The organism is Terasakiella brassicae (assembly GCF_014641495.1).
In the GTDB taxonomy this organism is placed as follows: Bacteria; Pseudomonadota; Alphaproteobacteria; order Rhodospirillales; family Terasakiellaceae; genus Terasakiella; species Terasakiella brassicae.
This window is the reverse complement of the sequence record NZ_BMHV01000003.1, coordinates 146,365-158,657: the sequence shown is the minus strand read 5'-3', so window position 1 is coordinate 158,657 and position 12,293 is coordinate 146,365. Positions and strand designations below refer to the sequence as shown.

Below are 12,293 nucleotides of genomic sequence, written 5' to 3'. Positions count from 1 at the left end.
ACATGAACAACATGGACACATCGTTTGCAGACGACACAAACGACATTGCCGTTATCGGGCTGTCATGCCGTTTCCCCGGCGCACAAAATTATCATGAATATTGGCAAAACCTGATTTCAGGTACCGAAACCATTCGTCATTTCAGTGACGAGGAACTTTTGGCCGCAGGCGTTGAGCCGGACCTGTTAAATCATCCCGATTATGTCAAAGCACAAGGGGTGCTGGATGATATCAAAGGGTTTGATGCGGAATTTTTCGGCATTTCCCCAACCGAGGCCGAGATTATTGATCCGCAACACCGTCTGTTCCTAGAACAATCCTGGGCGGCACTGGAAGATGCCGGATACGACCCCGATCAATTTGACGGGCGCATTGGGATTTATGGGGGATCGGGCCTGAACAGTTACCTGCTGCGCGCCATGATGGAAAACCCGCAAGCCGTCATGGACAAAGGACCCTATCTGGTTCTGGCTTCCAGCGACAAAGATTATATGTGTACGCGGGTATCCTATAAAATGAATTTGAAGGGCACAAGTTTAAGTGTGTCAACGGCTTGTTCAACCTCCCTCGTCGCTGTGGATCTGGCGTGTCAAAGCCTGCTGTCTTATCAAAACGATATGGTGCTGGCCGGTGGTGTCACCCTGCAAGTCCCCCATATCAGCGGATATCTGTATGAAGAAGGCGGCACACAATCCAAGGACGGACATTGTCGCGCCTTTGATGCCAATTCCAGCGGTTTGGTCGGTGGCAGTGGGGTTGGGTTGATCGTCTTAAAACGACTGGACGATGCCATGCGCGACCAAGACCGCATTCTCGCCATTATCAAAGGCAGTGCAACCAATAACGATGGCGCGCTAAAGGCCGGATATACATCCCCCAGCGTAGAAGGTCAGGCAGAAGTCGTCGCCGAAGCACAGGCCAATGCAGACGTTCACCCTGAAACCATCCAGTATATCGAAGCTCACGGCACCGGAACCAGACTGGGCGACCCGATCGAGATCAAGGCGTTAAGTAAAGCCTTTCGCGCCAAGACCGACAAAACAGGTTTTTGCAAAATTGGATCGGTTAAAAGCAATATGGGCCATCTGGACAGTGCGGCCGGAATTGCGGGTTTGATTAAAACGGTTTTATCCCTCCACCACCGTCAAATTCCGCCAAGCCTGCATTTTGAACGCCCAAACCCGGAAATAGATTTTGAAAGCAGCCCCTTCCACGTCAACATCACCCTGTGTGACTGGCCCACCCCAGACAACACGCCACGACGCGCCGGGGTCAGTTCCTTTGGGATTGGCGGCACAAATGCCCATGTCATTGTGGAAGAAGCCCCAACCCTGCAACGCGAAAAAGCATCAACCGACCACCCGGTCATTCTGCCCCTATCGGCAAAAAACGAAAACGCCTTGCACCAAGCCTGCGACAATCTCGCCAGCTATTTAAAAAATAACCCCGATACAAATCTCAACGATGTGGCCTTTACCCTGCAACAGGGGCGCAAAACATTTGATTATCGCAAAGGCGTTGTCTGCCACGATATTCCCAGTGCCATTGATGCCTTGCAAAAGGTCTTGAACCATCCTGCACAAGCTGCCCGCCCTGTTCAAACCGTTTTCATGTTTCCCGGGCAAGGTGCGCAATATCTGGAAATGGGAAAAGGCCTTTATGCCGATTTCCCTGTTTTCCGTCAGAGCATTGATAAATGCGCCGATATTTTGTTGCCAAAAATATTATGGGACATTCGCGACTATATAAACGGAAGTGCGAAAGGCGATATAAAACGCACCGATATTGCCCAACCATTGCTGTTTTCTATCGAATATGCCTTGGCACAATTGCTCAGAAGCTTCGGTATCACGCCGGATAAGATGATCGGGCATAGTCTGGGCGAATATGTCTGCGCCGCCTTATCCGGTGTTTTCTCCTTAAAAGATGCGCTTGAACTGGTCGCCATTCGTGGGGAATTGATGCAAAAGATGGCAAAAGGCGACATGCTCGGCGTTGCCATTCCCTTCGAAAAAATCGTTGATGATCTGGGCGATAATCTCAGCCTTGCCGCCCATAATGCACCGGATCGTTGCGTCATTTCAGGAACAAGTCAAGACATCACAGAATTGGCCAACAAACTGAGCGCAAAAGGCATTGAACACACCCACCTGCACACCAGTCACGCCTTCCACAGTGCCGCGATGGACCCGATGCTGGATGAATTTGCCAAGGCCGTTTCACGTCTTGAACGTCACGCCCCCACCCTACCGTTTATCGCCAATTTAACCGGGAAATTGATAACGAATGAACAGGCGCAATCGGTTAACTACTGGGTTGATCATTTGCGCCACACCGTACAGTTTGCCAATGGATTACAGACATTGCAGGAACAGGGCCAACACCTGTTTATCGAAGTTGGACCAGGAACCGCACTTGCAAGTTTTGCCAAACTTACCTTACAAGCCACCCCCCTTTCCACGATGCGCCATATCCGTGATGACAAACCCGACAGTCATGCTTTTTTAAACGCAATCACGGCATGTTGGGAAAAGGGATGCCCGGCTGATTGGTCTGAAATCATTGCCCCAAATGCGCAGCGCATTGGCCTGCCCCCCTATCCGTTTCAACATAAACCCTACTGGATTTCTGCAACGGATCAAAACCCAAAAAACACCCATAGCCCCCATGTTCAAGATTGGTTTTATGTCCCGTCATGGAAACGTGAAGCCCCGCTTTGCACAACATCTGCAACAGACGACTTAACGCTTGTTTTCATGGATCAAACAGGGATCGGGACGCAAATCGCCCAACAGTCTGAAAATACCATTTGCGTTTATGCGGGCCTTGAGTATCGCAAGCTGACGGCCCGTTCTTATGAAATCCGCCCAGCAGAGAAGGACGACTATCTCGCCTTACTGAATGATCTGGAAAAACTGCCGGACACCATCATTCACGGCTGGTCACTGGATATGACCAACGACCAATCCCTTGAACACACGCTTGATCACGGCTTTTACAGTCTGATCAGCCTCGTTCAGGCTCTTGGCTTGCGCGAAGATGCCCTAAGTCTGCATATCCTGTGCAAAAACCTGAACGATGTGAACGGGCAAGAACCGCTTTGTGCCGAACAGGCCCTTATTTTGGGACCGCTACGGGTCATTCCGGTGGAACATCCCCATATTCAATGTAAAGCCATTGATCTGTGTGATCAAACGCCCATCGCCCAAATCATAGCAGAAATTAACCAACCCAGCGCCCACTATGCCAACGGCCAATTAATTGCCCTGCGCGGCTCACACCGTTGGTCACCTTGTTTTGAACAAATCCTGATCGACGATAACGACACCACCCATTTACGTGAGGGTGGCACCTATATGATTGCCGGTGGATTAAACGGGATCGGGTTGGAACTCGCGCGTCATCTCGCCCAGACCCATCATGCCAATCTCGCCCTGTGCGGTACCGCAAGTATCCCGGACCGCGCGGATTGGGATGCGTACCTGAGCAACCAACAAACAACGTCTGAAAATTTGCTTCACCTTGGTGGGCTTGATCCTGTTGAAATCGAACATCGGATTGATCAGTCCCTTGGCATTCAAGGCATTGAAACCTATGACGGTTTTGTTGAAAAAGTTGATCGGTTATGTTCCCTCTATATCTGCCGTTTCTTTGGCGAAAGCGGCCTTGATATGACAAAGGGGCGAAGTTACAGCCACACCGATTTGATCCATCATTTTGCCATTCAGGATAAATTCGTCAAACTGTTCAATTATATCCTGAAAGTACTGGTTCAGGACGATATGATTGCCCGACATGATGATCAGATCACCTTCCTGAAAAATCCGATAGATGCGGATGATCCACGACCTTTACATAACGAACTGATCAGGCAATTCCCCGATTTCAAACCGATCTTTGATGTGTTTGAACATTGCATGAAAGATTACGCCAAGGCCCTGAGTGGCGAGATCGAAGCCGTCGGCGTTCTGTTCCCCGGCGGTGGAGAAAGCATTTGGGATAAAGCAACCAAGGCCATTCCCGAACATACACGCCACCGTGTCTATACCGAAATGGCGCGTGATCTTATGCTGGAAAAAATCGCCAAAAATCCAAACAAGACCCTTCGTATTCTGGAACTCGGGGCCGGGGCAGGTGTCTTTAGCGATGTGGTTTTGCCCGCCCTGACAGGTAAAAACGTCGAATATACCTTCACCGATATCGGTAAATCCTTTGTTTTGAAGGCAGAACGCAACGCACGTGAAAACGGGCTGGATTTTATGAAATTCGGGTTGCTGGATATTTCCCAAGACCCGATTGCCCAAGGGTTTGAGGCCAACAGCTACGATATTATTTTAGAACTTGATTGCGTCCATGCCACCCATCAAATGCGCGAAACAATGGCACAGGTCAAAAAAATACTGGCCCCGAACGGCATGGTTTTATTTGTTGAATCAGTTGTCACGCAACGCTGGATGAACCTGCCGTTGGGACTATTGGAAGGCTGGTGGTATTTTCAGGACGAAGACTTACGCCAGGACTCCCCGCTTCTGACATTGGAAAAATGGGAAAACCTGTTTCAGGATTGCGGTTTTAAAGTCGCAACCTATCCACAATCAGGAACCCGTCGAGATCATGCCGACAGCGGCCTGATTGTCGGGGAAAAAATCACATCTGGTGCCCACACGGATCCCATTGCCCAAAAAATCCACAGCATTCGGGAACTGGAAAGTTTCGGGGCTCATGTCTTGCCTCTCTGTGCTGATATTTCTGACAAAACGTCCATGAAAGCCGCCATTGAGCAAACCGAAGAAACCTTCGGTCCCTTGCATGGGTTTATCCAGACCGCCGCCTTTGAAAATCGCGGTCCGATCCTGTCCAAAACCAAATCCCCCCACGCAAACGAATTTTTGCCCAAGGTACAGGGCAGCCGCAATGTCATGGACCTTTTAGGGGACAAGGGGCTGGATTTTATCCTGCTTTCTTCCTCCCACAGTGCCTATGACGTGGGGGCCGGGGATGTGGAATATTGCAGTTCCAACGCCTTTGTCGATCATTTCGCCGCCCAGCAGGCCCGTACAGGCAAGACACCTGTGATTGCCGTCAATTGGGATCGCTGGCGTGGTGTCGGCATGGCACAAGCATACGAAGCCATGATGAAAAAACGCCTCGGTCATATCCCCGTTGGCGGCATGAGTACCGCACAGGGTTGCGAGACCTTCAAACGTATTTTATCGCTGCAAACTCTGCCGTCACAGATTGTGATTTCGACCTGTGACTTTAATGAACGCACCGCCCATAAAGATATTTTGCACCAGAACACACAAGAAGCAGGTTCCGCAGAAATATCTGATAACGTACACAGCCGGTCTGCCTTGCTTGGGGACTACATCGCCGCGCAAACAGACAATCAAAAACAAATGATCGCCGTCTGGCAAGAGGTTCTCGCCATTCCCCAAATCGGGATTGAGGATAATTTCTACGACCTTGGCGGCGACTCCCTCATCGCCATTAAGGTTCTGTCGCGTCTGCGTGATTTCTTTCAGGTCGAACTCAGCGTCAACGACCTGTTTGAGCGCCCCACGGTCAAACAGTTATGTGAACGTCTGGAGGTCATAAACTGGGCACAAGACGAAGATGCCTCCGACTGTGACGAGATGGAAGAGGGGGTTCTCTGATATGTCGATGGAAACCCTGCTTCTTAAACTCAAAAAATCAGCCATTCGCCTGCGGGTTGATGGACCTGATGACCAATTAAAATTCGAAGCCCCAAAAGGGGCCGTCACGCCTGCTTTGCGCGATGAAATCAAAGCGAACAAGGCCGAACTCATTGCATTTTTAAAGAAAAATCAACACAGCAGAAACAAAACCGATCTTGCACTGACACCGATGGATCGCCGCGATGGTATCCCCTTATCTTTTGCCCAACAACGGCTTTGGTTTCTGTACAATCTGGAAGGAAAAAGCGCGGCCTATAACATTCCCGCCTGCCGCCGTCTTACCGGACATCTGGACATGGGTTGTCTGGAACGTGCCCTGAATAGCTTGGCAACGCGCCATGAAATTCTGCGCACCAATTTCATCACAGTCAAAGAACGTGGGGAACAGATCATCGTCCCGAACCGTGTATTCACCATAGACAGACATGACATTCGTCATTTGGATAAGACCGCACAACAAAGCTTCCTTGATCATCATATCCAGACAGAAACCGGATATGCCTTTGAATTGGAAAAGGATCCACTGCTGCGTCTCAGCTTCGTTCAAACAGACGACAATGCCTATCTGCTTTGCCTTGTGTTGCATCATATCATCGGGGATGGCTGGTCACTGGAAATCCTTATTCGCGAACTCAGTCAGCTTTACGATGCGTATTTGAACAATTGCGCCCCTGATTTACCCGCACTGGATATCCAATACGCTGACTTTGCCTTGTGGCAACGTCTTTGGGCGGAACAAGGCGGACTGGACCACCAGCTTGATTATTGGAAACAGGCCCTTGCCAACATACCGCCATTGCTGGAACTGCCCTATGACCGGGCCCGCCCCAAACAACAAAGCTATCGCGGGGGACTGGTCAATGCCTATATGAAGGCCGATTTAAAAGATCGTTTGGAAGCCTTTTGCAAACAGGAAAATGCCAGTCTCTACATGGGATTATGCGCAACCCTGAACAGTTTAATCCACAAATATATGGGCCATGACGATCTTGTTATCGGTACCCATACCGCAGGACGGACCCGGCACGAACAGGAAGCTTTGATCGGCTTTTTCATCAATACATTGCCGTTACGCACCAACCTGTCGGGCAATCCGGGTTTTCGTGAAATCTTAAAACGCACCGCCCAAAGCGCACGCGGGGTTTTCAGCCACCAAGATGTCCCGTTTGAAAAACTGGTCGATCTGGTTCAGCCCAAACGCGATATGAGCTATGCCCCCCTTGTGCAAGTCATGTGTGTATTGCAAAACATGCCTATTTCCAATGACAGTTTCCAAGGTATTGAAATCGAAGGCGTTACCCTTGCCCGTGATACGGCTAAATTCGATCTCAGCCTCTTGGCCGAAGAACAAGCTGACAGCACCCTTCATTGCGAATTTGAATATAACGCCGATCTGTTTGACGAAAAAACGATTCAGAACATGGCCGATCATTTCTTCACATTGTTAGAAAAGATGCTGGCAACACCGGACAAGGCCATAACAGAAATCGGCTTACAGGATCAAAACATCACACCGCCGAGTAAGAAACCGATCATAAAAACAACGATCGTTGAGGTTTTCGAAAAACAGGTTGCGGCCTTCCCCATCCATACCGCCCTTGTCCATAACGACAAGGCGATGAGTTACCGTGAACTGAACATAAAAGCCAACAAGCTTGCCCATTTCCTGCTGGCTCATGGATTGCAAAAAGAAGATGTCGTTGCCCTTTATATGGACAATAGCGCGGAGGCGATTATCTCCATCCTCGCCATTTTAAAGGCGGGCGGCTGTTATTTACCGCTGGATACCACCCAACCCGTTGATCGATTGCGCTATATCCTCACCGATGCCAACGCCCGTTTTGTTTTAAGCGCAGACAGTGAAAGCGATTTGGGCGAGGACCTGCACTGGATTTCCTTAACAGAGGCACAGCCCCAAATCGACCAGCAGGCTGAAACAAACCCAAAACGTGCCCTTCAGTCCGATCAATTGGCCTATATCATCTATACGTCCGGGTCGACCGGAACCCCAAAAGGGGTGATGATTGAACATCAAAGCGTCATCGACCTTGTACAAGGGTTACAGGAACGCATTTATCACGACTTGCCTGAGCATATGAATGTGGCCTTGATGGCGGCTTTGGTCTTTGATGCCTCCGTTCAACAGGTCTTTGGTGCCTTGCTGCAAGGTCATAGCCTGCATCTGTGTGATAGGGAAAACAAACAGGATGGTCACCGCCTTCTGACGTTCCTGAAAGATCATCAGATCCAGTTCAGCGATGGCACACCAACGTTGCTCAATATCATGCTGGATGCGGGCCTTGGCGAAGCTGACGATTTAGCCCTGCACCACCTGTTGATCGGCGGGGAGGCATTGCCCCAACATCAGGCCCAACGCCTGAAAGGTACATCCATCGATATCACCAATATTTATGGTCCAACGGAATGTTGTGTCGATGTTCTGGCCTTCACGCAATCGCAAGATTATATCATCAATAATCGCACCGCCTCAGTCCCCATCGGCACTGTTCTTGGGGATTGTCGTGCCTATATCCTTGATCCCGGGGGTAACCCTGTTCCTTGCGGGGTCGATGGGGAACTACATATCAGTGGCAGTGCCTTGTTTCGCGGTTATGTCAATCTGGATACACGCACGCGCGCAGTTCGTATCCCCAACCCGTTTGCCCATCCTGACGATGCGTCCGTCCATCAGTTTATGTATCGGACCGGCGATATCTGCCATCGCTTAAAAGACGGCAATATTGTTTTTGTTCGACGTAATGACGATCAGGTTAAAATTCGTGGCTACCGCATTGAACTGGGCGATATCGAAGCCAATTTGGCGACCTGTGACGGTGTTAAAAAAGCCTGCGTCATTGCCAAAGACATGGGCGCAAACGGGCAGGAACTTCATGCCTTTGTTGAAATGGATCACACACCCGATATTGCAGAACTTCATGGTCACTTAAAGACCCGCATTACCGATTATATGATCCCGGCACAATTCTTTCATTTAAAAGAGTTACCCGTCAACAAAAGCGGCAAGGTTGATCGCAAAGCCTTGGCCCATATGGATGCAGAGGCGGTCCATACAACAACTGCGTTTAGCGCCCCACAAACAGAAGAACAGCGCCTTCTTTGCGATATGTTATGCGATATTTTGGGCCGTGATCAGGTTTCCATCACCGATAATTTCTTTTATCTGGGTGGTGATTCCATCAAAGCCTTGCAAATTGTCGCACATTTACATCAAAGACACTATAAACTGGATGTACGCGACCTGTTTAATCATCCTATTATTGCAGAACTTGCTCAAAAACTGTGCAAAATTGAAGAACAACAACAGACCTTAGCTGCCTTAAAAACAGGGGATACGGTCCCGCTGACCGCCATTCAACACTGGTTTTTTGAAACCTATCCAGACCCGCAGCACCATTTCAACCAATCCGTTTTATTAACTTCAAAATCCCGATTAGATGAAAAACACCTTACGCAATCCTTACAAACCGTCTTTGGAAATCACGATGCCTTCCGGCTGAAATTTCGCCGCGAGAGCGACCAATTCATTCAATATATCGGGACTGTCGATTTCGGTTTTACATCCTTTGATTCTGCGCCCGACCACCCAACGACACAGGCCTTACAAGAAAAAGTCGATCTGATGGGGCCAAGCGTTCAGGTTGGTTGGTTTCGCGCTGAAGAAAAGGATTATCTGTTTATCACGGCCCATCACCTGATTATTGATGCCGTATCCTGGCGCACCTTGTTTGAAGAATTGGAAGCGGTCTATCACGACTTGACGACCTCTCTCTCTCCATCCCTAATTTCCTTTTCCCATTGGGCAAAAGCCGTCAATACCTATGCAAGCAAGGCAGCAATCGACCAATTACCCTATTGGCAAACAATCGACCAACAAGCCCATAATCGCCCGTTAATCCCTGACTTCGAACAGGATGACTGCACCCACGCGGATTGCCAAATCGTTGAAACATCATTGTCTGAAACACAAACCGCCCGCCTGCTTGGCGATATCCACGAAACGTTTAACAGTCGAATAGATGATTTCCTGCTATGTGCCCTATCACGTGCCTTCGGCCCCCTTGCCGATACAACCCCACCCGCCCTTATGCTGGAAAGTCATGGTCGCGAAGCGCTGGATAACGGCCTGAACATCGGCGCGAATGTCGGATGGCTAACCAGCATGTACCCCGTGTTGCTGCCAACACCCAGCCCGGACAGGGGTACAAATGTAAAACAAGTGAAAGAAGTTTTGCGCAACATTCCACATAAAGGGATGGGTTATGGGCTGTTACGTTATCTCGCCAAACACCCCTTAACGGCTGCACCGAAAATCAGTTTTAACTATCTCGGTCAATTTGATGAATTTGAAGAAAATGGCCTTTTCAGCCTGTCAGACCGTGACGTTGCCCCCAATATTTCCCCCAACGCCCCGCAACCCTTTCTTATTGAAGTGATCGCCCTGATCACAAAGGGCAAACTAAACATCAAAATTGGTTACAGCACCCGCCATTATCGTTCTCAGACCAGCGAAGGTTTCCTGCATCGTTTCAAGGATGAGCTACAACATCTGATCATCGAAATTGACCAAAAACCCGAACGGGAACTCACCCCGTCCGACATTGATTATGACGGTTTCAATCAGGACGAACTGGACCGGTTTATTGACGGACTGAGCCTGCCCGCAACAGCGCATAATGTTCAGGAAGAAGGACACCTCGCATGAAATCGCGAAAGTTAGGGGCGGAACTGGAATTGTTCCTGACCAAAGACGACATACCCGCCACCCCAAAAGACTGGGCCATTATCGTTAATCGCGCCGTTTCTGCCGGATACAGCGCCATTACAGAACCCTACAACGGGCTGGCCCTTGGTGCTTCGGGCAAAAACGGCTGGTTTATTCTGGATAACAATTGCGCCATTGTCGAACTGGTCAGCCTGCCCTTCTGCGATCTGGATGCGACCATTGATAATCTGGAAAATCTGCTTGCCTTTTTTGAATCCATAACGCCGGAATATCGCCTGCATTGGGTATCCCAATATGCCCCACCCAACGAGGACGAATACTGGAACCGCACCGTTTCCACCGGCCTTTACAGCATCGTACGTCACCAAAACTGGGGGCATTGGCATTTAATGAATTCACTGGCCTTTCAGCCCGCGATTGATATTTCCACGCCCGAAATTCCGGCTGTTTTACGCACCCTTTATCTAACCGCCCCCCTGTTTGTGCACCTTTACGGCGGGCACGATATCAAAAACACACCACGCCTGCAAAACTGGCTGCACGCCATCCCTTACAGCGCACAACGCACAGGCTTGCCAACGCGCGAAATTAACAGCCTTGACGATTATGTTGCGAACCTGTTGGACCTGCCCGCCTTTATCGTGTCCAATTCGGTAAAAAATGGTGAACTTGCTTTTTTTGATACACAAAATGGGCGCCCCCGTGTGTCCGATGTGGTTTTTAACGGGGCCACGGCTTTTCGCGTTCATCATATTCCGACAACCTCGCAGATGCGCACGGATAAAATCGGTTATGACAAAACCTATGTAAACGGCAGTCTTGCCAATTTTTATGCCTTGTCCCTGCCGTTCTGGCATTGCCGACTGGTCTTTGATGCCGGGGTCGGAACCATTGATGGCGATGTGGGCAAAATCACCCGCGCAATTGAAAAATCAGACAAGTTATATGTGGAACTCCGACATATCGGCACCCCGCAAAACATGATGGAACTACGCAAAATCTATCAGGTTTTTGTCAACCTTGTTGAACGCGCACAAGAAATTAATCAGACCATAAGCCCCTTGATCAGCTGGCAAGAGGCACAAGACGAAAACCGCCTTGCCGTTCAAAACGGCGCCTTGGGTGACAAAAGCAAGTTGGTCTTCGACACATTAAAAGAACTCGGCCTTTTCCAGAAGGAGGAAACAATATGATTTACGTTATCGGCGGTGATGGATGTGATGCGCAAATCGGCGTGGACCTGCTGGCACGCATGGGCATTGCGGCCCGAGGACTACCCATTTCCAATTCCCCCAGTGATTATCGTGACATTCTGGCACGTGTTCCCTTAATCGATGATTATATTCTGGAAAAACTGCGCCCCATACAGGCCGATGTCTTTCTTGTCTTTTGCAACACGCTTTCCTTTGCGGTGGACTGGGATCGTCTCGCCAACAAAATCCAGACACCCATTTTAAGTCTCAGCCTCGTGTACAACGATTTCCTCGCGCAATATTCCTCTGTCGGTGTGGTGGCCTGTTTTGAAGATACCATCAACAATATCCGGTTGTTCTGTGACCAAAACAACCGCACGACCAAAACCTTGTCCTATGCAATGGTTTCGCTGGTCGAGGCGGTCGAAAACAATGAACCCTTTGTCGAAGATATCCTGCATCAGTTGATTGAAACCAGCGCGCATCTAAAGGCCGAAGCTTTCGTTCTGGGTTGCACCCATTTTGAAGATTGCGACCTCGCCCGATCCCCCATTGATGTGATCTATCCCGGTAAACGCCTGATCCAATATGCGCTGAACAACGGTTACATCCCCGATCAATACCGCATGGTCGCCCAATAAACGGATAAGATTAAGA

Annotated in this window: 4 protein-coding genes; all 4 read left to right on the top strand. The window is 49.5% G+C overall.

The features are described 5' to 3' along the window. Window positions 1-2: 2 nt before the first annotated feature. From IEW74_RS02975 to IEW74_RS02960, 4 genes are read left to right on the top strand one after another with little or no spacing between them, the layout of a single operon-like run. A complete protein-coding gene (locus IEW74_RS02975; protein WP_188661377.1) occupies window positions 3-5,657 on the top strand; it encodes a type I polyketide synthase in 5,655 nt (1,884 codons plus the stop codon). 1 nt (window position 5,658) lies between these two features. Beyond that, on the top strand, window positions 5,659-10,422 hold the full coding sequence (locus IEW74_RS02970) for a non-ribosomal peptide synthetase (protein WP_188661373.1): 4,764 nt from the start codon (window positions 5,659-5,661) through the stop codon (window positions 10,420-10,422). Then, a complete protein-coding gene (locus IEW74_RS02965) occupies window positions 10,419-11,636 on the top strand; it encodes a hypothetical protein (RefSeq protein WP_188661370.1) in 1,218 nt (405 codons plus the stop codon). The genes IEW74_RS02970 and IEW74_RS02965 overlap by 4 nt, the downstream gene beginning before the upstream one ends. After that, a complete protein-coding gene (locus IEW74_RS02960) occupies window positions 11,633-12,277 on the top strand; it encodes a hypothetical protein (protein ID WP_188661367.1) in 645 nt (214 codons plus the stop codon). Before IEW74_RS02965 ends, IEW74_RS02960 begins: the two co-directional genes overlap by 4 nt. Window positions 12,278-12,293 lie beyond the last annotated feature (16 nt).